This is a genomic window from uncultured Alcanivorax sp., assembly GCF_947258575.1.
GTDB lineage: Bacteria > Pseudomonadota > Gammaproteobacteria > Pseudomonadales > Alcanivoracaceae > Alcanivorax.
The window spans coordinates 31,791-57,780 of record NZ_CAMYIV010000008.1 but is presented as its reverse complement, the minus strand read 5'-3'; the positions used below and the strand labels follow the sequence as shown (position 1 = coordinate 57,780).

Here is a 25,990-nt window from a genome sequence, read left to right as displayed (position 1 = left end):
GAGGATGACTATGCAACGCATACCGATGACCGCCAAGGGTGCAAAGGCCCTGCGCGAAGAGCTGGAAAAGCTGAAAAGAGAAGATCGTCCGCGCATTACCGCAGCCATTGCCGAGGCCCGCGAGCACGGTGATCTGAAGGAAAATGCGGAATACCACGCGGCTCGTGAACAGCAGGGGTTCTGCGAGGGGCGCATCAACGAGATCGAGTCCAAGCTCGGCGCGGCCCAGATCATTGATATCACTGAGCTGACAAATACCGGCAAGGTGATTTTTGGCGTTACCGTGACCATCATCGATGTGGATACCGATGAAGAGAAGGTGTACCAGATCGTGGGTGACGATGAAGCCAATATCAAGCAGGGCAAGCTGAGCGTCAATTCTCCCATCGCCCGTGGTCTGATCGGCCGTGAAGAAGGGGATGTGGTGCAGATCGATACTCCGGGTGGTACCCGGGAGTACGAGGTCGACAAGGTCGAGCACATCTGAGTTGCAAGGCAAAAGAAAAGGCGACGTTAAACGTCGCCTTTTTTATGTGCTCTGCGCGAAATCAGCCGGATGGCAGTCACGCGTCCTGATAGCGCAGGATGTTGGATAATTTCGGGTTCGGCTTCTGTGCGGGCCGGTAAAGCAGTGCGATATTGCCGATGCGCTGAATCAGCTCGGCGCTGCCTTTTTCGCTCAGGGCCTGAACGATGGCGGCCCGGTCATCGCGGGTTTCTGCATTGACCTTCACCTTGATCAGTTCGTGATCTTCCAGGCGCAGGTTGAGCTCCTCGACGAAGGTCTCGGTGAGGCCCTTGCCGCCGAAGATCAGTACGGGTTTGAGGTGGTGGCCAATACGGCGCAGCCGTTTGATGTCCTGTTGAGATAGCGGCACGGTGTGGCTCCAGAGCTGCAGGGTGTCGCCAGCAGGGCAACACAAAATGAGGGAATGTCCGGGCTGTCCCGGCGATGGGCGTATTCTACGGGTTAGCAGGGTGAAAAGCAGCCGTTAAGCAAGGCAGCGGCAAAGCGGATTGACGAGGTGATCTCTGATGGCGAAATCGAGCCGTTCCAAAACCAGCAAGGCCTGGCTCAAGGAGCATTTCAGCGACCAGTGGGTGGCAAAGGCCCAGGCAGAGGGCTATCGCTCCCGTGCCAGTTTCAAGTTGCTGGAAATGAACGAAAAGGATCGCTTGTTCCGGCCCGGCATGACGGTGCTGGATCTGGGGGCCGCGCCGGGAGGGTGGTCCCAGGTGGCAGGCCGGCTGATGGGTTCACACGGCACTGTCATCGCCAGCGATATCCTGCCCATGGATGCCCTGCCGGATGTGACCTTCATTGAAGGAGATTTTCGCGAAGACGCCATCTATGAGCAAATCCTTGCGGCGCTCGGGGATCGCAAGGCAAACCTTGTAATGTCCGACATGGCCCCCAATATGAGTGGTAACAAGGGCGTGGATCAGCCGCGGGCCATGTATCTCGCCGAACTGGCACTGGATATGGCCGAGCGGGTGCTGGAACCGGATGGCCAGTTTCTGGTCAAGGTATTCCAGGGTGAGGGGTTTGATGAGTACCGGCAGCTGCTGTTGCAGCGTTTTCACCGGGTAGTCAGCCGCAAGCCGGCCGCCAGCCGTGCCCGTTCCACCGAGGTGTATCAGCTGGCCAGTGGTCTGAAATGAGCTGTAAAAAAGCCGTGAAATGGCGCTTTTGCTGTCCGAACCGGCATTACGCAGGGTTCGGCAAATGGTGTAAGGTGTAAGTTCGTTAGTGTGCGCGTGAAGCGCCCGGAATTGATCGAGGTCTCCCTTGAACGACATGACCAAGAATATTGTGCTGTGGCTGGTTATTGCCGGCGTACTTTACGTGGTGGCATCCAGCATCAGCACTCAGCCTGCTTCAACCAGTATCCCCTACTCGGATTTTATTTCTCGGGTAGAGAGTGGTGACGTGCAGGAAGCCAAGATCGGCGAAAGCGCGATCACTGGCACCTACAAGGATGGCAGCCAGTTCAAGACGGTGAAACCGCCGACACTGGATACCAACCTGATGCCTACGCTGATCCAGAACAAGGTGAATGTGGTAGGTGTGGAGCCTGAGCGTCAGGGCTTCTTGATGCAGTTGTTCCTGTCGGTACTGCCGATCCTGATTATTCTGGCGATCTTCATCTTCTTCATGCGCCAGATGCAGGGTGGTGGTAAAGGCGGCGGCGGGCCGATGACCTTCGGCAAGTCCAAGGCCAAGCTGCTTGGCGAAGACCAGATCAAGACCACTTTTGCCGATGTGGCAGGGGTGGAAGAAGCCAAGGAAGAAGTGCAGGAGCTGGTCGAGTTCCTGCGTGATCCGGCAAAATTTCAGCGCCTGGGTGGCAAGATTCCCCGTGGCGTGCTGATGGTCGGTTCACCGGGTACCGGTAAGACCCTGCTGGCCAAGGCCATTGCGGGGGAGGCCAAGGTGCCTTTCTTCAGCATTTCCGGCTCTGACTTTGTGGAAATGTTTGTGGGTGTTGGTGCCAGCCGTGTCCGTGACATGTTCGAGCAGGCCAAGAAGCATTCTCCCTGCATCATCTTTATCGATGAGATTGATGCGGTGGGCCGTTCCCGTGGTGCCGGTGTCGGTGGCGGCCACGATGAGCGTGAACAAACCTTGAACCAGCTGCTGGTGGAAATGGACGGGTTTGATGGCAATGAAGGCATCATCGTCATCGCTGCCACTAACCGCCCCGACGTGCTGGATCCGGCGCTGCTGCGCCCGGGTCGTTTCGATCGCCAGGTAACGGTGCCCTTGCCGGATATCCGTGGTCGCGAGCACGTGCTCAAGGTTCACATGCGCCAGGTGCCGATCTCAGAAGACGTGGATCCCAGCGTGATTGCCCGTGGTACCCCCGGTTTCTCCGGTGCCGATCTGGCCAATCTCGTTAACGAGGCGGCCCTGTTCGCCGCCCGCGCCAACAAGCGCATGGTGTCCATGGAAGAGTTCGAGAAAGCCAAGGACAAGATCCTCATGGGTGCCGAACGTCGCTCCATGGTGATGAGCGAGAAAGAGAAGCTGAATACTGCTTATCACGAGGCCGGTCACGCCATTGTTGGCCGTCTGGTGCCTGAGCATGACCCGGTCTACAAGGTGAGCATTATTCCGCGCGGTCGTGCGCTGGGTGTGACCATGTATTTGCCGGAAGAAGATCGATATTCCCAGTCCAAGCGCGGCCTGGAATCCTCCATTTGTTCGCTCTATGGCGGGCGTCTGGCGGAGGAAATGACGTTGGGCTTTGATGGTGTCACTACCGGTGCCTCCAACGATATCGAGCGTGCCACCAAGCTGGCTCGTGCCATGGTGACCAAGTGGGGCCTGAGCGAGAAGCTGGGGCCGCTGGCCTACGAGGAAGAAGAGGGTGAGGTCTTCCTCGGCAAGCAGATGTCCCAGCGCAAGAGCATGTCCGAGCAGACTGCAGAAGAGATTGACCGTGAAGTGCGGGCGATCATCGACAGCTGTTATGGCCGCGCCAAGCAAATTCTCGAAGATAACCGCGACAAGCTGGATCTGATGGCTGAAGCATTAATGCAGTACGAAACCATTGATGCTAACCAGATCGAGGACATTATGACCGGCCACAAGCCGCGTCCGCCGAAAGACTGGCGTGACCAGGGGCCGGGTAATGGCGCTGCAGCCGGCGGTGACAAGGAGCCGGGCGACGATGCCATCGGCGGGCCTGCCAATACCCATTGATCCCTCTGATCCATGATTGAAACGCTGACCTGTGGGGCGCGGACACTAAACCTGTCCGCGCCTGTCGTTATGGGGATACTCAACGTAACCCCGGACTCCTTCTCCGATGGTGGCCGCTTTACCGAGCGCGATGCCGCCCTGCGCCAGGCTGAACAGATGCTGGTGGACGGCGCGGCGATCATTGATGTGGGTGGCGAGTCCACGCGCCCCGGTGCAGCACCGGTCTCCGAGCAGCAGGAGTTGGACCGGGTGGTGCCGGTGGTGGAGGCCCTGACTGGTGAGCTTGGCGCCCTGGTGTCGGTGGATACCAGCACAGCGGCAGTGATTCGTGATGCTGCTGTTGCCGGTGCCGGCATGATCAATGATGTGCGCGCCCTGCGGCGCCCCGGTGCGCTGGAGGCCGCCGCCGCCAGTGAATTGCCGGTGTGTCTGATGCATATGCTGGGTGAGCCCGGCAACATGCAGGACGATCCCCGTTACGGGGATGTGACCGCTGAAGTGATCGATTTTCTGCGTCAGCGTATCGCTGCCTGCGACCAGGTGGGGATTCCCCGTGAGCGACTGCTGGTAGACCCGGGCTTTGGCTTTGCCAAGACCGTGGCGCACAATCTTACCTTGATGAATGAAATGGCCGCGTTGCAGGAGCTCGCTCTGCCAGTCCTGATTGGTATTTCGCGCAAGTCCCTGTTCGGCAAGCTGCTGGGCCGGGAAGTGAACCAGCGATTGCCGGCCAGCCTGGCGGCGGCGGTCATGTGTATTGAGCGCGGAGCGAAGATTGTCCGTGCCCATGATGTAAAGGAAACCGTGGATGTGGTGCGTTTCGCCCACGCCGTGAGGCAGTCAGGCGATAGTCATCGCATAAAATAACCGCACAAGGAGTAGTCATGGCGCGTAAGTATTTCGGGACGGATGGCGTGCGAGGCACGGTGGGGGAATTCCCCATTACCCCGGATTTCGTGCTCAAGCTGGGCTGGGCCGCCGGCAAGGTACTTGCCGCCCATGGTGGCAGCAAGATTCTGATCGGCAAAGATACCCGTATCTCCGGGTACATGTTTGAATCGGCGCTTGAGGCCGGTATTTCTGCCGCCGGTGTCGATGTTCGTCTGCTTGGCCCGCTGCCAACACCGGGCATCGCCTACCTGACTCGCACCCTGTCGGCCCAGGCGGGGATCGTTATTTCCGCTTCCCATAATGCCTATACCGATAATGGCATCAAATTCTTCGGGGCCGATGGCCGCAAGCTCAATGATGAGATTGAGCTGGAAATCGAGCGTCTGCTCGACGAAGACATGTCGGTGGTTGCCACTGACCAGATCGGCAAGGTGCGCCGGATCGATGATGCCCGTGGCCGTTATATCGAATTCTGCAAGAGCACCGTTCCCGGCCTGAACCTGAGTGGCATGAAGATCGTGGTCGATACCGCCAATGGTGCGGCGTATCACATTGCCCCGGATGTGTTCGAGGAGCTGGGTGCCGAGGTGGTGGCCATGGCCAATACCCCGGACGGTTTCAATATCAACCGCGATTGCGGTTCGACTCACCCGGAAAAGCTGCAGCAGCGCGTGCTGGATGAAAAGGCGGATCTGGGGGTTGCCCTGGACGGTGATGCGGACCGGCTGATCATGGTCGATCATACCGGCAAGCTGGTGGATGGGGATCAGCTGCTGTTCGTGGTGGCCCGGGATCGCAAGGAAAGTGGGGCAGAAATGCCCGGGGTTGTCGGCACCTTGATGTCCAACTTCGGTCTTGAGCTGGCACTGCAGGCGCAGGGTATCGAGTTCGTCCGTGCCAAGGTGGGCGACCGCTACGTGATGGAGCAGCTCGATCAACGAGGCTGGCTGATCGGCGGCGAATCCTCCGGCCATCTGGTCTGTCTCGATTGCACCTCCACCGGCGATGGCACAGTGTCTGCCCTGCAGGTGCTGGCGGCGCTATCCCGCCGTGACCAGAGTCTGGCGGATGCAGTGGCGGATGTGGCGTTGTTGCCGCAGACCATGATCAATGTGCGCGGCTCCAGCCGTGATGGTTTCATGGACAAGGCAGAAGTGAAGGCCGCCATGGCGGACGTGGAAGAGAAGCTGGGCGGCAATGGCCGGATTCTGCTGCGCCCCTCCGGAACCGAGCCACTGGTGCGGGTGATGATCGAGGGCAAGGATGCGGATCAGGTAGCCAGCTTGTGTCGGAAACTGGCCGACGTGGTGGAAAAGGCGATTGCCTAGTAACGCTGGCTGCCTGGCGACGGACGCGGCAATGGCAGGCGTCACGCTTTGTCAGGCGGCAGGCTTTTTATATCCAAGGAATAACAGATGAAATCAAGAACACCGCTGGTTGCCGGTAACTGGAAAATGAACGGGCGGCAGGATCTGCTGGCCGAGATGGCGCAAGCTCTGGCTGGCTATGAAGGTGTGGCGGAGGTGGTGATCTGTCCGCCTTATCCTTACCTGGCTGCGGCCAGATCCGTGCTACCGTCGACCATTGGTGTAGGCGGGCAGAATCTGAGCGATCAGGATGATGGCGCTTTCACCGGAGAAGTCTCCGCGCCGATGCTGGCCGAGGTGGGCTGTGGTCACGTGATTATTGGTCATTCCGAGCGCCGCGCGTTGTATGCTGAAACTGATGCGTTGATCGCCGCCAAGTTTTCCCGGGCTCAGGCTGCCGGCCTTGTGCCGATCCTCTGTGTGGGTGAAACCCTTGAAGAGCGTGAGGCCGGTGACACGCAAGCCGTGGTGTGCGGGCAGCTGCAGGCAGTGGTGGATACGGTAGGTATTGCCGCTTTCGCCAAGGCTGTAGTGGCGTATGAACCGGTATGGGCTATCGGTACCGGTCGAACCGCGAGCCCCGAGCAGGCCCAGGAAGTGCATGCCTCTCTGCGGGAGTCACTGGCTCAAAACGATAAGGATATCGCTGAATCGCTGTGCTTGCTTTACGGCGGCAGTGTAAAGGCGGATAATGCCGCCCTTCTGTTTGCCCAGTCAGACATCGATGGGGGTCTGATAGGTGGGGCATCGTTAACAGCCGACAGTTTTATTGCTATCTGTCAGGCGGCGGAATAATAGAGTCATTATGGATATTGTTGTTCATGTAGTGCATGTGCTTGCGGCCCTTGGCCTGATTGGGCTGGTGCTGATTCAGCACGGGAAAGGTGCCGATGCCGGTGCCTCTTTCGGTGGCGGCGGCTCCCAGACTGTATTTGGCAGTGCCGGGTCGGCCAACTTTCTGACTCGCGCCACGGCGATGCTGGCGGTGGTGTTCTTCATCACCAGCATGGGGCTGGCCTGGATGGCTCGCCAGGAAGCTGAGGGTGTGCGCAGCTACCTGCCGGAACTGGAAACCCTCGAGCAGCAGGAAGATGATGTGCCGGCTGCTCCAGCGGATTCCGACGTGCCGGCGACCATGTCTGAAGTGCCGGTGGCATCTGATGATGCTCAGGCACAAAAAGAGGTTTCAGATGTGCCTCAAGCTGGGGTAGAATCCCCGGCCCCGGCTGAAGTGCCTCAGTCGGAGCAGTAACGAAAGCGTTCTTTGCCGAAGTGGTGGAATTGGTAGACACGCTATCTTGAGGGGGTAGTGAGCTTCGCTCGTGCCGGTTCAAGTCCGGCCTTCGGCACCAATTTGGAAATGAGATCCGCTGGCGGATCTCGCTGTAACCCGGTCTGGTGGTGCTAGCTTTCCGACCGGGCGCGATGAAGGTGGTTTGTCATCGCTCCATGGCATGGCGCAACGTGTTTTTTTGTGCCGGCCCCGATTGATTTCTGCTACGACCAGCCGTAGAAATCAGTCCCGGCAGTGCAGATGCCATGGCGTTTGCGGGCACAGTCTGGAGCTTGCTCCCGGTGGTGCTAAGGCAGCGAAAAGTAAATGTTTTTTTCGTGATTGCCTTGACAGAGTGAGCGCCTCTAAGTACTATTTGCGCTCGATATTTGAGGCGGGTTGAACGCTTGAATCAGTAAGATTCAACCAGCTGGAACCGAAAAGATTTACACTCACCAGAATGTAAATCGAGTGCCGAGGGGCGCTAAAGGTTCAACGGTTTATTGCGGGGTGGAGCAGTCTGGTAGCTCGTCGGGCTCATAACCCGAAGGTCGTAGGTTCAAATCCTGCCCCCGCTACCACTTAGAGGAATCAGCCAAGGCTGGTTCAAAGCGGACAAAAGGCCCCTCTAGCAGGGGCCTTTTGTTATCCGCAGCAGTGGAATGGGCGGTGGATGTGCGGTCGATTGCATGGCTTCCTTGCAGTCACTGTAATGTCCCCAGGCCCATTTTTTGTTTGTACTGTCGGAAAGGACATGTCGAAACGCGTAGAACAATTAACGGAGCTACTGGCTCCGGTCGTTGAAGACTTGGGCTTCGTGCTTTGGGGTATTGAACATATCCAGGGGCGCGGGGCTGTTTTGCGTGTGTATATCGACCATGAAGACGGTATTTCGGTAGATAATTGCGCGGCGGTGAGTCACGAAGTCAGCGGCGTGCTGGATGTGGAAGATCCAATTCCCGGCGAATATAACCTTGAAGTGTCCTCGCCGGGCATGGATCGACCCATGTTTTATATTGCGCAATATGCCGACTACATCGGTGAAGACGTTCAGCTGAAGTTGCTGGCGCCGGTGTCTGGCAAGCGTAAAATGACGGCGGCCATTGTGGCCGTGGATGGCGAAACGCTGGTGGTGGAGCTTGATGGCGACACCCTGCGTATTCCTTACAGTCAGGTAGATCGTGCCCGGTTGCAGCCTCGCTTCGACTGAGCACGCCCTGAAGAACTTTGTCTTTGTAAAGGCCTGGCCATGAACAAAGAGATCCTGCTGGTAGCGGAAACCGTATCAAACGAAAAAGGCGTCAGCCGTGACGTGATTTTCGAGGCCATCGAGCTTGCTCTGGCGGCCGCTACCAAAAAACGCTTTAAGGAAGAAGACGTGGAAATCCGCGTGGATATCGACCGGGTGTCCGGCGATTCTCGCACTTTCCGCGTTTGGCACGTGGTGCCCGATGAAGAGCTCTACGAATTCGGTAAGCAACTGACCCTCGATGAAGCCCATGAGCAGGATACATCGCTGCAGATCGGCGACACCTGGGAAGAGGAAATCGAATCCGAAGCCTTTGGTCGTATCGGTGCCCAGACAGCCAAGCAGGTCATCGTGCAGAAAGTGCGCGAAGCCGAGCGTCGCCAGATCATCGAAGAGTATCGTGATCGCATTGGTGAGCTGATCAGCGGCATCGTCAAGAAAGCCAGCCGGGATTCCATCGTTCTGGATCTGGGCGGTAACGCAGAAGCGCTGATCACCCGAGAGCACATGATTCCCCGCGAAGCGGTGCGTCAGAATGACCGGATTCGGGCTTACTTGCTGGGCGTGAACGAAGAGAATCGTGGCCCGCAGCTGTTTGCCAGCCGTGCCTGCCCGGACATGCTGGTTGAGCTGTTCAAGATTGAAGTGCCGGAAATCGGTGAAGAGCTGATCGAAATCAAGGGCGCAGCCCGTGATCCCGGCTCACGCGCCAAGATTGCCGTGAAAAGCAACGATCAGCGTATTGATCCGGTGGGCGCTTGTGTCGGTATGCGCGGTGCTCGCGTTCAGGCCGTCTCCAACGAGCTGGCCGGTGAACGTATTGATATCGTCCTGTGGGACGACAACCCGGCGCAACTGGTGATCAATGCCATGCAGCCGGCGGAAGTGGCCTCCATCGTAATGGATGAAGAAAGTCACTCCATGGATATTGCGGTGGAAGACGAATCCGCCCTGGCCCAGGCCATTGGCCGCAGTGGTCAGAATATCCGTTTGGCCTCTGAGCTGACTGGCTGGGAACTCAACGTCATGACCCTTGACGATGCCCAGAACAAGCAGGAAGAGGAAGCCGCCCAGGCCCTGGAAACGTTCATGAAAGAACTGGACGTGGATGAGGATGTGGCCGGCATTCTGGTGGACGAAGGCTTTGCCACCCTGGAAGAAGTGGCCTATGTGCCGGAAGAAGAGATGCTCGCTATCGACGGTTTCGATGAAGATATTGTCGATGCCCTGCGTCAGCGCGCCAAGGATGTCCTGCTGACCAAAGCACTGGTATCCGAAGAAAGGTTTGAACTGGCCGAGCCTGCTGAAGATCTTCTCAACATGGACGGCATGGATCGTGACCTGGCGGTTGAGCTGGCGTCCCGTGGTATCGCCACCATGGAAGACCTGGCCGAACAGGCGGTGGATGATCTGATGGAAATCAGTGGCATGAGCGAAGAGCGTGCCGCCGAGTTGATCATGACAGCCCGGGCTCCATGGTTCGCCGATGAAGGTGAAGCCGGGGCCTGACAGCCTTTAGTTCTGGCGGATTAGACGCGGGCACCAACAGCAGGGTGTTGAAAAGGCCACAAGGTGCTTTTCAAGCTATCTTCGCGGTACGGTCCGCAAAGATAAGCACACAATGCGCTGACCGGAATGTGCCGGGCAGTGCGGTCATTCGCCCCAAGGGTAATGGCCCAGGCTATTTTCAATAGCCTGCTAGAGACGGACAGGAGAGTGTTGCTGACATGGCAGAAACGACCGTAAAGAAACTGGCCGACATCGTAGGGACCCCCGTCGAGAAACTGCTTACGCAGATGAAAGACGCCGGGCTACCCCATGGCGATGCCAGCGAAGTGGTCTCCGATGAGCAGAAGCAGCAGCTGCTGGCTCATCTGCGCAAGTCCCATGGTGCCGCGGATACCGAAGCCAAGAAGATTACCCTCAAGCGCAAGTCCACCAGCACTATCAAGACGACCGGTGCGGCTGGCAAATCAAAGACCGTGAACGTGGAAGTGCGCAAGAAGCGTACCTACGTGAAACGCGAGACGCTTGAAGAGCAGGAACGCGAAGAAGCCGAACGTAAGGCGGCCGAAGAGGCTGCGCGTCTGGCGGAAGAAGAGAAACGCCAGGCCGAAGAAGTTGCCAAGCGTCAGGCGGAAGAAGCGGCCAGCAAGAAAGAAGAAGACGCCAAGGCTCGTGCGGAAGCCGAGCGCAAGGCTGCCGGCGAAAAGGCGGCAGAAGAGAAGACCAAGCGTGTCTCCGTGCCGAAGACCGCGGCCGTCAAGAAGCCTGCCAAGGCAGAAACGGCGGAAGAAAAAGCCAAGCGCGAAGAAGCCGAACGCAAGCAGCGTGAAGCCGATGAAGCCAAGCGCAAACAGGAAGCCGAAACCCGCAAGAAAGCGGAAGAGGAAGCTGCTCGCCGTACCGCTGAAGAAGCGGCTCGTATCGCGGCGGAGCTGGAAAAGCGTGGCGATCAGGAAGAGAAAAAGCCTGAGGAAGAGGAAGACAAAGGGTCTTCCATTGTTGTTGCCGCTCAGGAAGCCAGCTATCAGCGTGAAGAGCGTCAATCTCGCCGTCGTCGTCGCAAGCCGAAATCAGCCGGCGTTGCTCACGGTCAGATGAAGAGCTCCATGAACAAGCAGCACGGCTTTAAAACCCCGACGGAGAAGAAAATCTACGAAGTCGAAGTACCGGAAACCATTACCGTGGGCGATCTGGCCCAGCGCATGAACATCAAGGCCAAGCAATTGATCAAGGCCATGATGAAGATGGGTGAAATGGCGACGGTCAATCAGTTTATTGATCAAGAGACCGCATTCCTTCTGGTAGAAGAAATGGGCCACAAGCCCGTTGCCAGCAAAGGGCAGGAAGAAGTGCTTGAAGATCACCTGGCCGGCATGGTTGTTAACCGTGATGAGGGGGATCTCAATGATCGCGCTCCAGTGGTGACCATCATGGGCCACGTGGATCACGGCAAGACCTCCCTGCTGGATTACATCCGCAAGGCCAAGGTTGCCGACGGCGAAGCCGGTGGTATTACCCAGCATATCGGTGCCTACCATGTAGAGCACGAGAAGGGCATGATCACCTTCCTGGATACTCCGGGCCACGCCGCCTTTACGGCCATGCGTGCCCGTGGTGCCAAGGCTACCGATATCGTGGTGATCGTGGTTGCTGCTGACGATGGTGTGATGCCGCAAACCGCCGAGGCGATCGACCACGCCAAGGCGTCCGGCGCACCGATCATCATCGCCGTGAACAAAATTGATAAAGAGCAGGCGGACCCGGATCGGGTGCGCAACGAGCTGGCCACCAAAGATGTGATCCCGGAAGAGTGGGGCGGTGAATACCAGTTCATCAACGTCTCTGCGCACTCTGGTCAGGGTGTGGACGACCTGCTTGATGCCATCCTGCTGCAGTCCGAACTGCTGGAATTGAAAGCACCGTCCACGGGCTCTGCCACCGGTGTGGTGATTGAATCGCGCATTGAAAAAGGTCGCGGTACCGTTGCGTCCATTCTGATCCAGGCAGGTGAGCTGAATATCGGTGACATGCTGCTGGCTGGCGCTCACTTCGGCCGCGTACGAGCGATGGTCGACGAGAACGGCAAGCCCATCAAAACCGCCGGTCCTTCCATCCCGGTGGAAGTGCTGGGTCTGGATGGTGCGCCGGAAGCCGGTGAACAGGTGCAGGTGGTACCCGACGAGAAGAAAGCCCGTGAAGTGGCTGAATTCCGTCAGGAACGTGATCGCGACCTGAAGCTCAAGCGTCAGCAGGCCTCCAAACTGGAGAACCTGTTTGAGAACATGGGCAGCGCAGAAACCAAGACCGTCAACATCGTCCTCAAAACCGATGTACGCGGTTCCCTGGAAGCGCTCACTGGCGCACTGCATGATCTGGGCACCGACGAAGTGAAGGTCAACCTCGTGTCTGCCGGGGTGGGTGCGATCAACGAATCCGACGTCAACCTGGCCATGACCAGTGAAGGCGTGCTGCTGGGCTTCAACGTCCGTGCCGATTCCAAGGCCAAGAAACTGTGCGAGCAGGAAGGCCTGGATCTGCGCTACTACAGCGTGATCTATGAGCTGATCGACGACGTCAAGTCGGCCATGAGTGGTCTGCTGGCGCCGGAGAAGCGCGAAGAGATCCTTGGTACCGCCCAGGTTCGCGACGTGTTCCGTTCTTCCAAGTTCGGTGCCGTGGCCGGTTGTATGGTTATCGAGGGTACCCTGTACCGCAATCGTCCGATCCGCGTGTTGCGCGACGATGTGGTGGTCTTCGAAGGCGAGCTCGAATCGCTGCGTCGCTTCAAGGACGATGTCCAGGAAGTGCGCAACGGCATGGAGTGTGGTATCGCCGTGAAGAGCTACAACGACGTGAAAGCCGGCGACAAGATCGAAGTCTTTGAAGTGAAGGAGGTGGCGCGCTTCCTGTAAGGAGCGTGCCCCGTTAGCCATGAGCCGTCATCGTCGCCCGCAGGGCTTTAACCGTACCGACCGGATTGCCGATCAGATACAGCGCGAGCTGTCGCGGTTACTGCAGTTTGAAATGAAAGACCCGCGGGTGAATCTGGCCACCATTCAGGATGTAACGGTGTCCCGGGACCTGTCCTTTGCCGATGTGTACTTCACATTGTTGGGCAAGGGCGAGGAAGAAGGCGCCGAGGCGGAGGAAGTGCTGGTAAAAGCCAGTGGTTTCCTGCGCAGCAGCCTGGCTCAGAGCCTCAACACCCGCACCACCCCCAAATTGCGTTTCCATTACGACATGACCCCGGAACGGGCGGCGCATCTGTCACAGCTGATTGATGACGCCCGCGCGGAAGACCGGGAATTGCGTCCGGACAACGACGAAACCGAAAACGATTAGTGTAGCGGAGCTGTCAGGTGGCAAAACGTCGTCCCCGTGGCCGTAACGTCAACGGCATCCTGCTGTTGGATAAAGTCGGTGGTGTCAGTAGTAATGGCGCCCTGCAAATGGTCAAGAAAATGTTTGCGGCGGCCAAGGCCGGCCACACCGGTAGTCTGGATCCGTTGGCTACCGGCATGTTGCCGATCTGCTTTGGCGAAGCCACCAAGTTCAGCCAGTTCCTGCTGGAATCGGACAAGAGCTACCGGGTTACTGCCAAGCTGGGCGTGATCACCGAAACCGGCGATGCGGACGGTGATGTGGTCAGTACCACTGAAGTGACCGCCAGTGCAGCCCAGATCGAAGATGCCCTGATGTCCTTTATGGGCGATATCGAGCAGGTGCCGAGCATGTATTCGGCGATCAAGCACCAGGGTGTGCCGCTCTACAAACTGGCTCGTGAAGGCAAGACCGTGGAGCGTAAACCGCGCCCGGTAACGATTTATGATCTTCGCATTCTGCGTATCGAAGGCGATGAGCTGGAATTCGAAGTGGATTGTTCCAAAGGCACCTATGTGCGCTCGCTGGTAGAAGATACTGGTGAGAAGCTGGGTTGTGGCGGCCATGTAACCGCCCTGCGCCGCCTGTCTGCCGGGCCCTATCCGGCAGAGCGCATGCTGACTCTGGAGCAACTGGGCAAGATCAAGGAAACCGGCGGCTTCGAGGCAATCGACGAGCTGCTCTTGCCTTTATCCACCAGCGTGGCAGACTGGCCGCGCATTGAGCTGGGTGACAACGCTGCCTACTACCTGCAGCAGGGTCAGCCAGTGATGAGCTCAGACCGTCCCGCGGACGGTTGGGTAAGTATTTACCAGGCATCCAGTGAGGAATTTCTGGGTGTCGGTGAAGTGCTGGAAGATGGGCGGATTGCCCCCCGTCGGCTGGTATCGGGTTAAGACCCGAATAAACGACGGCAGCTATAAATATGCATGGCTGACCGTGACACTCACTGAGCATATTGGAGAAGCTCCATGGCGTTAACCACTGAACAGAAAGCGGAAATCCTGAAAGAGCACGGCCAGAAAGAAGGCGATACCGGGTCCCCGGAAGTACAGGTTGCTCTGCTGAGTGCCAATATCAATGGCCTGCAGGACCACTTCAAGGGTCACAAGAAGGATCACCATAGCCGTCGCGGCCTGATCCGCATGGTAAACCAGCGTCGTAAGCTGCTGGACTACCTGGCCAAGAAAGACCGCACCCGTTACCTGCAGCTGATCGAAAAGCTGGGTCTGCGTCGTTAATAGACCGCAGATTGGGTAACCACACCAGAAGCTCGGCAGCCGCCGGGCTTCTGTTGTTTCTGGCCTGTGGAAAATGGTTGGAGATCACGTTCGGAATGCCGCTGGCTAAGGGCTTCGGGCGTATCTGTTGGCTAATTTACGGTTGGGCCAGGCGCCCTGGCGGGCTATGATGCCCGGGCAAAAGATGAATTGTTATCAGAGGCATGGGCCTCGAAGATTGTCGTGAAGAGAGAAGAGACGAGATATGTTCAATAAAATCACTAAACAGATTCAGTTCGGCCGTGACACGGTAACCCTGGAAACCGGGCAGATCGCCCGCCAGGCCACCGCTGCTGTCATGGTTCGTATCGGTAACACCGAAGTGCTGGTTACCGTGGTAGGCAAGAAAGAAGCGGATCCCAACAAACCCTTTTTCCCCCTGACCGTTAACTATCAGGAAAAGACCTACGCAGCCGGCCGTATCCCCGGTGGCTTTTTCAAGCGTGAAGGTCGACCCAGCGAGAAAGAAACCCTCACTTGCCGCCTGATCGACCGCCCGATCCGCCCGCTGTTTCCCAAGGGCTTCATGAATGAAGTGCAGGTGGTCGCCACGGTCATGTCTGCCGACAAGAATCAGGATCCGGATATCGCTGCCCTGATCGGCACCTCCGCCGCCCTGTCCATCTCCGGCATTCCTTTCGGTGGCCCCATCGGTGCTGCCCGGGTCGGTTTCAAGGATGGCATGTACATCCTTAACCCTAGCCGCAGCGAACTGGAAGAATCCGCCCTGGATCTGGTGGTTGCTGGTACCGAGCCTGCGGTGTTGATGGTGGAATCCGAAGCCAAAGAGCTGTCCGAAGACCAGATGCTGGGCGCTGTCCTGTTCGGTCACATGGAAATGCAGCCGGTTATTCAGGGTATCAAGGAATTTGCTGCCGAAGTGGGCACCCCCACCTGGGAGTGGCAGCCCGCTACCGAGAACACCGAGCTGAAAAACGCCATCAAGGAAAAATTTGAAGGCGCGCTGGGCGAAGCCTATACCATCACCGAGAAGATGGCCCGTTACGCCAAAGTGGGCGAGCTGCGTGATGCCTGTGTGGAAGCGTTTGCCACCGGCGAAGAAGGCGCTCCGGAAGCCGGCGAAGTGAAAGAGCTGTTCGGCAAGGTCGAGAAATCCGTGGTCCGTGAAGCGGTAGTGTCCGGCAAGCCGCGTATCGACGGCCGTGCTCTTGATGCAGTACGTGCCATCGAATGTGAAGTCGGCGTGCTGGCCAAGACCCATGGTTCTTCCCTGTTCACCCGTGGTGAAACCCAGGCCATCGTTACCGCCACCCTGGGCGGCATGCGCGATGCTCAGTTCATCGACGCACTGGAAGGGTCCCGCCAGGATCACTTCATGCTGCAGTACAACTTCCCTCCCTACTGTGTGGGCGAAACCGGCATGATCGGCTCTCCCAAGCGTCGCGAGATCGGTCACGGCCGCCTTGCCCGTCGTGGTGTGGAAGCGGTAGTGCCTGACGAGAAAGCCTTCCCGTACTCCATTCGTGTGGTGTCCGAGATTACCGAATCCAACGGTTCCTCCTCCATGGCGTCCGTATGTGGTACCTCCATGGCGCTGATGGATGCCGGTGTTCCGCTGACCGCGCCGGTGGCGGGTATTGCCATGGGTCTGGTGAAGGAAGAAGACGGCCGCTTCGCGGTACTGTCCGATATCCTCGGTGATGAAGATCACCTGGGCGACATGGACTTCAAGGTGGCCGGTACTGCCCGTGGCGTAACCGCCCTGCAGATGGACATCAAGATCGAAGGCATTACCGAAGAGATCATGGAGAAGGCGCTGGAACAGGCGAATGCCGGCCGAATCCATATTCTCGGTGAAATGGCCAAGGCGATTGCTGAATCCCGCACCCAGGTATCTGACAATGCGCCCACCCTGCTGACCCTGAAGATCAACCCGGACAAGATCCGTGACGTGATTGGTAAAGGCGGCGCCACCATCCGTGCGCTGACCGACGAAACCGGCTGCACCATCGATCTGGAAGACGATGGCAGCGTGAAGATCTACGGTGAAACCCGCGAGAAAGCAGAAGAAGCCGTGCGTCGTGTGGAAGAAATCACTGCCGAAGCGGAAGTGGGTGCCATCTACGAAGGCAAGGTCACCAAGGTGGTGGATTTCGGTGCTTTCGTGGCGATCATGCCCGGTACCGAAGGCCTGCTGCACATCTCCCAGATCGCTGAAGAGCGAGTGGAGAAGGTGTCTGACTACGTCAATGAGGGCGACCTGATCAAGGTGAAGGTGCTCGACGTGGATCAACGTGGCCGTATCAAGCTGTCCATGAAGGAAGCCAAGGAAGACTGATTGGCTTTCAATCTGTAACAATATGGTTACAATTCAGGCCCGCCTTTATAGGCGGGCTTTTTTTTGGACGAAGTTTGATAATAAGGGACGACAAATGAAAAAAATTCTGGGGGCGATGGTCCTTGCCAGTGGCGTGGGCGTATCTGGTTGTGCATCGATTGTGTCTGACTCTTCCTATCCGGTGACGTTGACGACAACGCCATCCGGGGTCAGTTACACGATCACCAATACCAAAAAAGGCTATGACATGATGTCTGGCGAGACGCCGGCAACTGTCACGCTACCGGCATCCAATGGGTTCTTTTCTAAAGCGCATTACGCGGTGACTTTCGAAAAAACGGGTTATGACCCGGTAAGTGTCCCGCTCAGAGCAGGAATGGACGGCTGGTATGTGGGCAATATTTTGTTTGGAGGATTGCTGGGGATATTGATTATTGACCCTGCAACAGGCTCTATGTGGAAACTGGACGAAAGCGTCCGGGTAGCACTCAAGCAACAACCCAAAGAAGACATTGCCGAGCCCGTTGCGGATGAGGTTGGGGGTGAGAAATCCCAGGAACAGGTAGAAAAAACAGAGAATCTGGCAGATCAGCTAACATTGCTGACCATTGATCAGATTCCCGCTCATTACCGTAATAGTTTGGTGCAGATTCATTAACTGCAGTAGGCACACAAAAAAGGCCGGCAAATGTCGGCCTTTTTTGTGCCTGAATACCGGGCTGGCCGGTAATCTCAGACTCAGTCACCACATACGGTGGTGGTGGTTTCGCCGTACAGGCCGAGGATGTTGGTGAAATGCACATCCACAGTGCCGACACGAGCAATACCGGCATTCTGCTTGGCCTTGGCGGTGGAGGCATCGCCGGTGGCCAGGAAGCCCAGATAGTTCTTCATGGTGGCTGTGCCTTCCTTGGTGCAGGCAACGGCGTTGTCGCGTACGTCCACAGGGGCGGCCATGTCGCTGTAGATCAGGCCGGGGGAGTAGGGGGTCTGACAGCCGGTCAGGAACAGGCTGCCGGAAACGGCGGCAAGCGCAATCAGCTTCTTCATATTTTCTCCTTGGTTTTCAACATGTTGTTTCCGTGCGCAAGGATGCCTTATGACAGAAATATGTCTGTCGGTCAGGTGAGTTGATGTATGTAAGAAATTGACTATTACGACTGTGAGAGAAATGCGGAGGGTAGCTGTGACAGGGACAGGTAGCGTGCCTGCCGATCAGCAACAAAAAGGCAGCCATGTGGCTGCCTTTTTGTTGTTGCTTACGATGGCGCTGGGTTGTGCTTACTGATTCAGCCGGGTGTCGATCAGCTGATCCACCACCGCCGGGTCGGCCAGGGTGGAGGTGTCGCCCAGGCTGTCCAGCTCGTTGGCGGCGATCTTGCGCAGGATGCGTCGCATGATCTTGCCGGAACGGGTCTTGGGCAGGCCGGGGGCGAAATGGATCAGGTCCGGTTTGGCGATGGGGCCGATTTCCTGTGTCACCATGTCGCGCAGTTCCTGCACCAGCTCGTCACTGCCCTCCTTGCCAGCCATGAGGGACACATAGGCATAGATACCCTGGCCCTTCACGTCGTGCTGGTAGCCGACCACGGCCGCTTCGGAAATGCTGGTGTGCAGCACCAGGGCGGACTCGATCTCGGCGGTACCCAGGCGGTGGCCGGACACGTTGAGCACGTCGTCCACCCGGCCGGTGATCCAGTAATAGCCGTCTTCATCACGACGGGCGCCGTCACCGGTGAAGTAGTAGCCCTTGTAGGCGCTGAAATAGGTATCGATCAGCCGTTGGTGGTCGCCATAGACGGTACGGATCTGGCTGGGCCAGCTGGCCTTGATCGCCAGATTGCCGGAGGTGGCGCCCTCCAGTTCGTTGCCGTCCGGGTCCATCAGTACCGGCTGTACACCGAACATGGGCAGGGTGGCAGAGCCGGCTTTCAAGTCCACAGCACCCGGTAGCGGCGCGATCATGATGGCGCCGGTTTCGGTCTGCCACCAGGTATCGACGATGGGGCAGCGGGACTCGCCCACCACCTTGTAGTACCACTCCCAGGCTTCCGGGTTGATCGGCTCGCCCACGGTGCCCAGCAGCTTCAGGCTGGCCCGGGAGGTTTTGGTCACTGGCTCGTCGCCCAGGCCCATCAGGGCACGGATGGCGGTGGGGGCGGTGTAGAAGATGTTGACCTTGTGCTTGTCGACCACCTGCCAGCAGCGAGAGGCATCCGGGTAGGTGGGCACGCCCTCGAACATCAGGGTGGTGGCGCCGTTGGCCAGTGGCCCATAGACAATGTAGCTGTGCCCGGTGATCCAGCCCACGTCGGCGGTGCACCAGTAGATGTCACCTTCGTGGTAATCGAATACATATTTATGGGTCAGCGCGGTGTTGAGCAGATAGCCGGCGGTGGTGTGTACCACGCCCTTGGGCTTGCCGGTGGAGCCGGAGGTGTAAAGGGTGAATAGCGGGTCTTCCGCGTCGACCCATTCCGGTTCACAGTCGCTGGACGCTTGCGCCATGGCCTCGTGGAACCAGACATCCCGATCGGCCTGCCAGTCCACATTACCGCCGGTGCGTTTGACCGTCAGGCAGGTATGCACGCTCTCGATATCGGCCATGGCCTTGTCGGCGTTCACTTTCAGCGGCACGGTCTTGCCGCCGCGTACCCCCTCGTCGGCGGTGATCACGGCACAGGCGCCGGCATCCTGAATGCGGTCTTTCAGGGCTTCCGGGGAGAAACCGCCGAACACCACGGAGTGAATGGCGCCGATGCGAGCACAGGCCAGCATGGCGTAGGCGGCTTCCGGGATCATCGGCATGTAAATAACCACGCGATCCCCTTTCTTGACGCCGCGGCCTTTCAGTACGTTACCGAACTTGCTCACTTCTTCGAACAGTTGCTGGTAGGAAATGTGCTTGTCCTGATCCGGTTCGTCGCCTTCCCAGATGATCGCAGTCTGGTTGGCACGCTCGGGGAGGTGCCGATCCACGCAGTTGTAGCAGACATTGAGGGTGGCCCCCTGAAACCAGGTGGCGCGACCTTCGTTGAAGTCCCAGTCGCTGACGGTGTCCCAGGGGGTTTTCCAGTCCAGAAATTCCCGGGCCCGGTCGGCCCAGAAGGTATCCGGGTCATTGATGGACTGCGCGTACCAGGTTTCGTAGGTGTCGCGGTCCATCAGGGTTTGGGCTTTGAAGTCTGCGGGAACAGGATGAATGTGGGTCTTGGACATCGGGGCCTCCTTGGGATACTGCCAGTAGGGAGCGCCCGTGGGGCTCCCGGCTTTCCCTAGATTATTGTGTGACGCTCCCTGGCTGGCTATTCAACCATGGTCGAAGGGGGAGCGGTTTTGTTGGCATCAAGAGTAAACAATGTGTTGGTGAATGGCCAAGGAGGGAAGGCAGTTAACAGTGAATAGTTAACAGTTAATAGTGGCGCGGGAGGGCTTGGGTGGGCGGTGAGGTGAAGGTGGGCGCGAATGGGCGCGGGTGGTGCCGCTGTGGTGGCTTACCTGAGCGGCAAAAAAACGCCGGCAAAAGCCGGCGTTTCAGGAATTCCTTTTCGGATTTCGGTATCAGGCAACCTGTACCGGAATCGCGTTGCTGGTGCCCTTTACTTCGTTGCCTTCTGCCATATAAATCAGGCTGGGCTTGAAGTTGACCAGTTCGGCGCTGGAATAGCTGGCGTAGGCGCAGATAATCACCCGGTGGCCGGGCTGGGCTTTATGCGCAGCGGCACCGTTGACGGAGATGATCTTGGAACCGGCTTCGCCACGAATGGCGTAGGTTTCAAAGCGCTCACCGTTATCGATGTTATAGATCTGGATCTGTTCGTATTCCAGGATACCCGCCATGTCCATCAGGTCACCATCAATGGCACAGGAGCCTTCGTACTCAAGCTCTGCGTGGGTTACCCGAGCCTGATGGAGTTTTGCTTTCAGCATGGTGCACTGCATCTTGGTTACCTCTTGCGCTACCCGAAGCCTGCGGATACACGGTGTTACGACCAAGCAGGCGCTTCAAGGGGCCGGAAGTATGCATGAATCACCGGTCACGCACAACGGCCAGACTGACATTGTCTATCAATCGTGTATTGCCCAGTTTGGCGGCCACAGCGACCACCAGATCGGTGTCGTCTGCGCTGGCGGGGGCCAGGCTGCGGGCGTTGGCCACGGTCAGGTAGTCCACCCGAAAACCGGCCTGTTCGAGGCTGTCACGGTAGCGGCTTTGCAGGCCCTGATAGTCCTGCTCACCGGCTTCGATATCCGCTTTCAGCTGTTGCAGTGCCTGATAGAGTTGCGGCGCAAGTGTGCGCTCACTTTCGTCGAGAAAACCATTGCGCGAACTGCGTGCCAGACCGTCACTCTCCCGGCTGGTGGAGGCGCCGACGATCTTGATCGGGAACAGCAGTTCTTCGCTCATGCGACGAAGAATGGCCAGTTGCTGGAAGTCCTTTTCGCCGAACACGGCCACATCCGGCTGTACGATATTGAACAGTTTGGATACCACCGTGGTGACGCCACGGAAGTGACCTTCCCGGCTGGCGCCGCACAGATGGTCGCCAAGGCCATCAACATCCACCCAGGTCTGGTTCTGGCCCAACGGATACATCTCGTCCACGGAGGGGGCGAATAACAGATCGGTGCCCGCATCCACCAGGGCGGCGGCATCCGCGTCCAGGGTGCGCGGGTAGCGATCAAAATCCTCGTTGGGGCCAAACTGGGTCGGGTTGACGAAAATGGACACCACCACCACGTCGCAGCGGGCACGCGCCTCCTTGATCAGGCTGATATGACCGTCATGAAGATTGCCCATGGTGGGCACGAAACCGACGGACTGACCTTTCTGGTGCCAGCCGCGCACATATTCACGAACCTGGGAGACGGTATGGACGGTTTGCATCGGGAATCCTCGGGTAAAGAAAGCGACGAGCTGCTAGTTGTGAGCTACTAGGCGCGGGCGAAATCGTTGCCACCGAATAAACATTGTTGCTCGCGGTTATTGATCAAGCGCGGCCTCAATGCTTTCTGTCTCGCCATGTTTTGGATCGTGTCTCGCAGCTAGTCACTAGCAGCTCGAAGCTGTTTTAGAAGCAGTGTTCGTCAGCAGGAAAACTGCCGTCTTTCACCGCCTGGTCATAGGCCTTGAAGGCAGCACGGATGTCGCCGGTTTCTGCCATGAAGTCCTTTACGAAGCGGGCCGGCTTGCCGGGGCTGATGCCGAGCATGTCATGCATCACCAGTACCTGGGCATCGCATTCCGGGGCCGCGCCGATGCCGATGACCGGCACGCTCACTTGCCGGGTTATGCGAGCGCTGAGTTCCCGGGGTACGCACTCCAGCAGCAGCATGGCGGCGCCGGCCTGATCCAGGGTTTTGGCCGCTTCCAGCAACTCGCTGGCGCCGGCATCATCCTTGCCCTGCACGCGGTAGCCGCCGAGGGCATTGACTGCTTGGGGGGTGAGGCCCAGATGGGCGCAGACCGGGATGCCATTGCGGTTGAGAATCTCGATGCTGTCTGCCAGCCAGGCGCTGCCTTCCAGTTTGACCATGTTTGCCCCGGCCTGCATTAACGCGGTGGCGGTCTCCAGTGCACGCTCAACGGTGGCGGCGCCCATGAAGGGGACGTCGGCAATAATCAGACTGCCCTGATTGCCCCTGGCTACGCATTCGGTGTGGTAGGCCATCTGCTCCAGGGTCACCGGCACGGTGCTGGCCTGCCCCTGGATCACGTTCCCCAGGGAGTCGCCCACCAGGATGGCGTCCACGCCGGCATCGGAGATCAGCCGGGAAAAACAGGCATCGTAGGCAGTGAGCACGGAAAACTTCTCACCGTCCTGTTTGCGTTTATGCAGGGTGCGGATGGTGACTGACATGGGAAACCTCCCGGGGACATTCAGGGGCGAGCTTGAAGCGTACAGCTAGAAGCCCATAGCGAGTTTTCAGCCGACCAGCGGCCGGGGGTTAAAATAGTGGCGCCCGGAACGGATGTCCAGCAACTCGCTGACCAGTTGCTGGTAGTCCTGGTCGTGATTGACCAGATCGATTTCTGCGGCATTGACGATCAGCAGTGGTGCGCGGTCGTAGAAATGGAAGAATTCCGTGTAGGCATTGCTGAGCCGGTCCAGGTAATCGCTCTGGATGCCTTGCTCGAAATCGTTGCCGCGGCGGCTGATACGCTGACGTAGCACCTGGGCAGGAGCCTGTAGGTAGATCACCAGATCAGGCTGTGGGGCGTCCAGCGTCAGGTGGTCATCCACATTGCGGTATAACTCGAATTCATCTTCGTCCAGGGTGACCTGGGCAAACAGGCGGTTCTTGTCGATCAGAAAGTCGGCAATGCGCGGCCCGGCGAACAGGTCCTGCTGCTGAATCTGGCGTAGCTGGTCGGCGCGCTGAAACAGGAAAAACAGCTCGGTCTGCAGGGCATAACGGGCCGGGTCCTGGTAGAAGCGGGTGAGGAAAGGATTGTCATCAGCCTTCTCCAGCAGCAGATCGTAGCCGAAGGTCATGGCGAGACGTTTCGCCAGGCTGGTCTTGCCAGCACCAATGGGGCCCTCAACAGCAATAAAGCGCGGCAGGGTGCGGGCCTGTCGGCGTTGCTCAATGCGTTCGGTTATTGTCTTGTCATTCGATGAGTGCATTTCGATCCAGCTCTGCCAGCGGTGAAATCGGTTGATCAGCTACCTGCCCCAGAAAGCTACTCAGTGCGGTGCCATCCGGCAAGAGGGCGTGGGGGCAAATTTCCAGTAGTGGCAGCAGCACAAAGGCCCGCCGGGTCATTTGCGGGTGAGGAACCTGCAAGTCATCGCTATCGATGGCGCGGTTACCAACCAGCAGGATATCCAGATCGAGGGTGCGTTCGCCCCAATGGCGCAGGCGCAGGCGGCCTGCTGCCAGTTCCAGGGCCTGCAGGGTGTGGAGCAGGGAGTGGGGGGCGAGGGCGGTGTCGATTTCGGCAACCGCATTAACATAGTCAGGCTGATCCTGAGGACCCACCGGAGCACTGGTGTAGAGCCGGGAGTGTTGGCGCAGGGTGATGCCAGGCAGGCGTTGCAGCGCCCGCAACGCAGAGATAAGCCGTTGCGAGGGGTGGTCCAGATTGCTGCCAAGGCCGATCAATGCCTGCATGGGGCTCTCTGTTCTGATCAGGGGAATGACACGTTACAAGTTTCGAGAAGCGAAAATCAAAAACCGGGTTTGCCCTTCGAGACTCGCTCCTTGTCACTCGGTGCTTCTTGTCAGCCTTCCGCTGCCGGTTTCTTGCGCCGGCGCCGGCGTCGCTTGTTGCCGCCACCGCCGGGCTGGTTGCCCAGCTCGCTGATCATCTGGCGGCGGCCCTGCTCATCCTGTTCCTGATAGCGAGTCCACCAGTCGCCGAGCCCCGGTTTGATCTCTTCTGCCTGTTCACGCAGTAACAGGAAATCGTAGGCGGCGCGGAAGCGAGGGTGCTCCATCATGGCGTCAGCACGCTTGCCGGCACGCTTGTCCAGGCGAAGCTGCAGCTCCCACATTTCACGCATCACGGTGGAGAAGCGGCGGGGAATCGCGGTGTGTTTGATCTGGGTGTTGAGGGCGCGAGTGGCGCTCTTGTGCAGGGCCTGGGCCGGCGGCAGGCCGCTGGACAGGTAATGGCCCATGCGTTCCTGAATGATCGGCCACAGTAGTACCGCGTAGATAAAGGCGGGAGTGACCGGTTTGCCATCGGCCAGTCGCTTGTCGGTGTTATCCATGGCGGCCAGCAGCATGGCTTCCCATATCTGGCCTTTTTCTCCCTCCAGGGCCTGCTGGGTTTCCGGGAACAGGAAGCGGAACAGGCCAAGGCTCTGCAACTGTTCATAGGAATCCCGGGCATGGCCACTGAGGAACAGCTTGAGTACTTCATCAAACAGGCGGGCGGAGGGGACCTGCAACAGCAGCTCCGCCAGGTCGGGAATCGGGTCGCCGGTGGCGGGATCGATATGGAACCCCAACTTGGCGGCGAAGCGGGCAGCGCGCAGCATGCGCACCGGGTCTTCGCGGAAGCGGGTTTCCGGGTCGCCGATCAGGTGAATGACCTGCTCGTCGATGTCATCCAGACTGCCGACGAAATCATGCAGGGTGAAATCGGCAATGTTGTAGTACAGCGCGTTAATGGTGAAATCCCGGCGCAGGGCATCTTCCTCGATACTGCCCCAGGTGTTGTCGCGCAGTACCAGGCCGGTTTCTTCGTGGGCGTGGTGCTGGTCGCGGTCCGGGTTGTCCTCCCGATTCATGGCGCGGAAGGTGGAGACTTCAATGACTTCGCGGCCAAAGCGCACATGCACGATCTGGAAGCGGCGACCAATGATGCGGCTACGCTTGAACAGGCGATTGACCTGTTCCGGCGTGGCATTGGTGCTCACATCGAAATCCTTGGGCTCGCGACCACAGAGAATATCCCGCAGGCAGCCGCCAACCAGGTAGGCTTCAAAGCCCGCCTTGTGCAGGCCATAAAGGACATCCAGCGCAGCGCGGGACACCTGTTTGCGGGAAATGGGATGTTGGTCGCGGGGAATGACTCGCGGTTCGAACGTTCTGCGGTTTTTTAGGGAACCCTTCTTAAACCAGCCAGTCATACGTTCCAGGAACTTGCAGGGCATGCGTCAGTATTAGCCTCAAAGGTGTGCAATAAAGCGGCGATAGTAGCACTTTTTCTGGTTCATTGAGATACTGGCCGACGTTGGCCTGGCCCAGAAAGTAAAAAGGAGCCACAACCGAAGTTGTGACTCCCATATTTTGCGCTGATTCTGTTGTTATTATTGTTTGTGTTGTTTTCTGCCTTGTCGCTGCAATCATCAGTTGCAGCAGCATTGCATCGGCTCGTGAAATTATTCTTCTTCTTTCTTGTTGTTATTGTTGAGCCTGTTACGCCGCTGTTTTTATTGTTTGCTGGCGTGGGATTCATAGTGCCCGTCCCACCGGGGCAATGCAACAAAGAGTGAATTTCTTTTAAAACAATGAGTTAAGAGAGAAACCTAAAGCGAAAGTAAATAGTTTCCAGGAATGTGTAACCCTGGTGTTACCTGTCTGTG

At 58.1% G+C, this 25,990-nt stretch carries 25 protein-coding genes and 2 tRNA genes; 17 read left to right on the top strand and 10 right to left on the bottom strand.

Annotated elements, in window-relative coordinates; all coding sequences use genetic code 11:
• Window positions 1-10: 10 nt before the first annotated feature.
• Window positions 11-487, top strand: a complete 477-nt coding sequence (gene greA, locus Q0Y02_RS08555) for a transcription elongation factor GreA (protein ID WP_297766936.1) — start codon at window positions 11-13, stop codon at window positions 485-487.
• Window positions 488-563: 76 nt separating this feature from the next.
• Here the strand turns inward: greA and Q0Y02_RS08550 are convergent, their stop codons facing one another.
• Complete coding sequence (locus Q0Y02_RS08550) at window positions 564-878, bottom strand: YhbY family RNA-binding protein (RefSeq protein WP_290539492.1); 315 nt, start codon at window positions 876-878, stop codon at window positions 564-566.
• 157 nt (window positions 879-1,035) lie between these two features.
• Here Q0Y02_RS08550 and rlmE point away from each other — a divergent pair, with 157 nt between their 5' ends.
• From rlmE to Q0Y02_RS08470, 16 genes are all read left to right on the top strand, one after another.
• Entirely contained in the window at window positions 1,036-1,662 is a 627-nt protein-coding gene (gene rlmE / locus Q0Y02_RS08545; RefSeq protein ID WP_297766932.1) for a 23S rRNA (uridine(2552)-2'-O)-methyltransferase RlmE, read from the top strand.
• 136 nt (window positions 1,663-1,798) lie between these two features.
• Window positions 1,799-3,706 carry an ATP-dependent zinc metalloprotease FtsH gene (gene ftsH, locus Q0Y02_RS08540; protein WP_297766930.1) on the top strand — a complete coding sequence of 636 codons (1,908 nt, stop codon included), beginning with the start codon at window positions 1,799-1,801 and terminating at the stop codon, window positions 3,704-3,706.
• 12 nt (window positions 3,707-3,718) lie between these two features.
• Entirely contained in the window at window positions 3,719-4,573 is an 855-nt protein-coding gene (folP, locus tag Q0Y02_RS08535; RefSeq protein ID WP_297766929.1) for a dihydropteroate synthase, read from the top strand.
• 17 nt (window positions 4,574-4,590) lie between these two features.
• Window positions 4,591-5,925, top strand: coding sequence for a phosphoglucosamine mutase (gene glmM / locus Q0Y02_RS08530; protein WP_297766927.1), 1,335 nt, complete (start codon window positions 4,591-4,593; stop codon window positions 5,923-5,925).
• Window positions 5,926-6,012: 87 nt separating this feature from the next.
• Entirely contained in the window at window positions 6,013-6,759 is a 747-nt protein-coding gene (gene tpiA / locus Q0Y02_RS08525) for a triose-phosphate isomerase (RefSeq protein WP_297766925.1), read from the top strand.
• Window positions 6,760-6,769: 10 nt separating this feature from the next.
• Window positions 6,770-7,216 carry a preprotein translocase subunit SecG gene (secG, locus tag Q0Y02_RS08520; RefSeq protein ID WP_297766923.1) on the top strand — a complete coding sequence of 149 codons (447 nt, stop codon included), beginning with the start codon at window positions 6,770-6,772 and terminating at the stop codon, window positions 7,214-7,216.
• 14 nt (window positions 7,217-7,230) lie between these two features.
• Window positions 7,231-7,316, top strand: a tRNA-Leu gene (locus Q0Y02_RS08515).
• 425 nt (window positions 7,317-7,741) lie between these two features.
• A tRNA-Met gene (locus Q0Y02_RS08510) sits at window positions 7,742-7,818 on the top strand.
• Window positions 7,819-7,991: 173 nt separating this feature from the next.
• A complete protein-coding gene (gene rimP, locus Q0Y02_RS08505; protein WP_297766921.1) occupies window positions 7,992-8,447 on the top strand; it encodes a ribosome maturation factor RimP in 456 nt (151 codons plus the stop codon).
• A 39-nt stretch (window positions 8,448-8,486) separates the two neighbouring features.
• Window positions 8,487-9,995 (top strand): transcription termination factor NusA, encoded by a 1,509-nt coding sequence (gene nusA / locus Q0Y02_RS08500; protein ID WP_297766919.1) that lies wholly within the window; start codon window positions 8,487-8,489, stop codon window positions 9,993-9,995.
• Window positions 9,996-10,213: 218 nt separating this feature from the next.
• The gene (infB, locus tag Q0Y02_RS08495) at window positions 10,214-12,904 is read left to right on the top strand and encodes a translation initiation factor IF-2 (RefSeq protein ID WP_297766917.1); all 2,691 of its coding nucleotides are present in this window, start codon (window positions 10,214-10,216) and stop codon (window positions 12,902-12,904) included.
• A gap of 19 nt (window positions 12,905-12,923) precedes the next feature.
• On the top strand, window positions 12,924-13,334 hold the full coding sequence (gene rbfA / locus Q0Y02_RS08490; protein ID WP_290509610.1) for a 30S ribosome-binding factor RbfA: 411 nt from the start codon (window positions 12,924-12,926) through the stop codon (window positions 13,332-13,334).
• Between the two features lie 17 nt (window positions 13,335-13,351).
• Window positions 13,352-14,269 (top strand): tRNA pseudouridine(55) synthase TruB, encoded by a 918-nt coding sequence (truB, locus tag Q0Y02_RS08485; RefSeq protein WP_297766914.1) that lies wholly within the window; start codon window positions 13,352-13,354, stop codon window positions 14,267-14,269.
• Between the two features lie 75 nt (window positions 14,270-14,344).
• The gene (gene rpsO / locus Q0Y02_RS08480) at window positions 14,345-14,614 is read left to right on the top strand and encodes a 30S ribosomal protein S15 (RefSeq protein WP_035248417.1); all 270 of its coding nucleotides are present in this window, start codon (window positions 14,345-14,347) and stop codon (window positions 14,612-14,614) included.
• A 244-nt stretch (window positions 14,615-14,858) separates the two neighbouring features.
• Window positions 14,859-16,952, top strand: a complete 2,094-nt coding sequence (gene pnp, locus Q0Y02_RS08475; RefSeq protein ID WP_297766913.1) for a polyribonucleotide nucleotidyltransferase — start codon at window positions 14,859-14,861, stop codon at window positions 16,950-16,952.
• 94 nt (window positions 16,953-17,046) lie between these two features.
• Window positions 17,047-17,610 carry a hypothetical protein gene (locus tag Q0Y02_RS08470; protein ID WP_297766911.1) on the top strand — a complete coding sequence of 188 codons (564 nt, stop codon included), beginning with the start codon at window positions 17,047-17,049 and terminating at the stop codon, window positions 17,608-17,610.
• Between the two features lie 80 nt (window positions 17,611-17,690).
• Here the strand turns inward: Q0Y02_RS08470 and Q0Y02_RS08465 are convergent, their stop codons facing one another.
• The 9 genes from Q0Y02_RS08465 to Q0Y02_RS08425 form a co-directional block, all read right to left on the bottom strand.
• Window positions 17,691-18,002 carry a TRL-like family protein gene (locus Q0Y02_RS08465; protein ID WP_297766908.1) on the bottom strand — a complete coding sequence of 104 codons (312 nt, stop codon included), beginning with the start codon at window positions 18,000-18,002 and terminating at the stop codon, window positions 17,691-17,693.
• Window positions 18,003-18,233: 231 nt separating this feature from the next.
• Complete coding sequence (gene acs, locus Q0Y02_RS08460) at window positions 18,234-20,171, bottom strand: acetate--CoA ligase (protein WP_297766906.1); 1,938 nt, start codon at window positions 20,169-20,171, stop codon at window positions 18,234-18,236.
• A gap of 342 nt (window positions 20,172-20,513) precedes the next feature.
• A complete protein-coding gene (gene panD / locus Q0Y02_RS08455; RefSeq protein ID WP_035248421.1) occupies window positions 20,514-20,894 on the bottom strand; it encodes an aspartate 1-decarboxylase in 381 nt (126 codons plus the stop codon).
• A gap of 88 nt (window positions 20,895-20,982) precedes the next feature.
• Window positions 20,983-21,840 (bottom strand): pantoate--beta-alanine ligase, encoded by an 858-nt coding sequence (gene panC / locus Q0Y02_RS08450; RefSeq protein ID WP_297766904.1) that lies wholly within the window; start codon window positions 21,838-21,840, stop codon window positions 20,983-20,985.
• 184 nt (window positions 21,841-22,024) lie between these two features.
• Window positions 22,025-22,813 (bottom strand): 3-methyl-2-oxobutanoate hydroxymethyltransferase, encoded by a 789-nt coding sequence (panB, locus tag Q0Y02_RS08445; RefSeq protein WP_297766902.1) that lies wholly within the window; start codon window positions 22,811-22,813, stop codon window positions 22,025-22,027.
• A gap of 66 nt (window positions 22,814-22,879) precedes the next feature.
• A complete protein-coding gene (locus tag Q0Y02_RS08440; RefSeq protein WP_156964889.1) occupies window positions 22,880-23,581 on the bottom strand; it encodes a deoxynucleoside kinase in 702 nt (233 codons plus the stop codon).
• The gene (gene folK, locus Q0Y02_RS08435) at window positions 23,565-24,068 is read right to left on the bottom strand and encodes a 2-amino-4-hydroxy-6-hydroxymethyldihydropteridine diphosphokinase (RefSeq protein WP_297766900.1); all 504 of its coding nucleotides are present in this window, start codon (window positions 24,066-24,068) and stop codon (window positions 23,565-23,567) included. Before folK ends, Q0Y02_RS08440 begins: the two co-directional genes overlap by 17 nt.
• Before the next feature lie 110 nt (window positions 24,069-24,178).
• Window positions 24,179-25,534: a polynucleotide adenylyltransferase PcnB gene (gene pcnB, locus Q0Y02_RS08430; protein WP_297766899.1), complete on the bottom strand. Its 1,356-nt coding sequence runs from the start codon at window positions 25,532-25,534 to the stop codon at window positions 24,179-24,181.
• Window positions 25,518-25,769: a hypothetical protein gene (locus tag Q0Y02_RS08425; protein WP_156964890.1), complete on the bottom strand. Its 252-nt coding sequence runs from the start codon at window positions 25,767-25,769 to the stop codon at window positions 25,518-25,520. The genes pcnB and Q0Y02_RS08425 overlap by 17 nt, the downstream gene beginning before the upstream one ends.
• Window positions 25,770-25,990: the final 221 nt, after the last annotated feature.

Bases quoted from the DNA above. Each gene is read 5' to 3' on its own strand.
- Q0Y02_RS08440 (WP_156964889.1), bottom strand. From the start codon at position 23,581: ATGCACTCATCGAATGACAAGACAATAACCGAACGCATTGAGCAACGC.
- panD (WP_035248421.1), bottom strand. From the start codon at position 20,894: ATGCAGTGCACCATGCTGAAAGCAAAACTCCATCAGGCTCGGGTAACC.
- Q0Y02_RS08465 (WP_297766908.1), bottom strand. From the start codon at position 18,002: ATGAAGAAGCTGATTGCGCTTGCCGCCGTTTCCGGCAGCCTGTTCCTG.
- acs (WP_297766906.1), bottom strand. From the start codon at position 20,171: ATGTCCAAGACCCACATTCATCCTGTTCCCGCAGACTTCAAAGCCCAA.
- Q0Y02_RS08470 (WP_297766911.1), top strand. From the start codon at position 17,047: ATGAAAAAAATTCTGGGGGCGATGGTCCTTGCCAGTGGCGTGGGCGTA.
- ftsH (WP_297766930.1), top strand. From the start codon at position 1,799: ATGACCAAGAATATTGTGCTGTGGCTGGTTATTGCCGGCGTACTTTAC.
- rpsO (WP_035248417.1), top strand. From the start codon at position 14,345: ATGGCGTTAACCACTGAACAGAAAGCGGAAATCCTGAAAGAGCACGGC.
- rlmE (WP_297766932.1), top strand. From the start codon at position 1,036: ATGGCGAAATCGAGCCGTTCCAAAACCAGCAAGGCCTGGCTCAAGGAG.
- panC (WP_297766904.1), bottom strand. From the start codon at position 21,840: ATGCAAACCGTCCATACCGTCTCCCAGGTTCGTGAATATGTGCGCGGC.
- rimP (WP_297766921.1), top strand. From the start codon at position 7,992: ATGTCGAAACGCGTAGAACAATTAACGGAGCTACTGGCTCCGGTCGTT.
- Q0Y02_RS08425 (WP_156964890.1), bottom strand. From the start codon at position 25,769: ATGCTGCTGCAACTGATGATTGCAGCGACAAGGCAGAAAACAACACAA.
- folP (WP_297766929.1), top strand. From the start codon at position 3,719: ATGATTGAAACGCTGACCTGTGGGGCGCGGACACTAAACCTGTCCGCG.
- folK (WP_297766900.1), bottom strand. From the start codon at position 24,068: ATGCAGGCATTGATCGGCCTTGGCAGCAATCTGGACCACCCCTCGCAA.
- secG (WP_297766923.1), top strand. From the start codon at position 6,770: ATGGATATTGTTGTTCATGTAGTGCATGTGCTTGCGGCCCTTGGCCTG.
- pcnB (WP_297766899.1), bottom strand. From the start codon at position 25,534: ATGACTGGCTGGTTTAAGAAGGGTTCCCTAAAAAACCGCAGAACGTTC.
- greA (WP_297766936.1), top strand. From the start codon at position 11: ATGCAACGCATACCGATGACCGCCAAGGGTGCAAAGGCCCTGCGCGAA.
- panB (WP_297766902.1), bottom strand. From the start codon at position 22,813: ATGTCAGTCACCATCCGCACCCTGCATAAACGCAAACAGGACGGTGAG.
- rbfA (WP_290509610.1), top strand. From the start codon at position 12,924: ATGAGCCGTCATCGTCGCCCGCAGGGCTTTAACCGTACCGACCGGATT.
- nusA (WP_297766919.1), top strand. From the start codon at position 8,487: ATGAACAAAGAGATCCTGCTGGTAGCGGAAACCGTATCAAACGAAAAA.
- glmM (WP_297766927.1), top strand. From the start codon at position 4,591: ATGGCGCGTAAGTATTTCGGGACGGATGGCGTGCGAGGCACGGTGGGG.
- pnp (WP_297766913.1), top strand. From the start codon at position 14,859: ATGTTCAATAAAATCACTAAACAGATTCAGTTCGGCCGTGACACGGTA.
- tpiA (WP_297766925.1), top strand. From the start codon at position 6,013: ATGAAATCAAGAACACCGCTGGTTGCCGGTAACTGGAAAATGAACGGG.
- infB (WP_297766917.1), top strand. From the start codon at position 10,214: ATGGCAGAAACGACCGTAAAGAAACTGGCCGACATCGTAGGGACCCCC.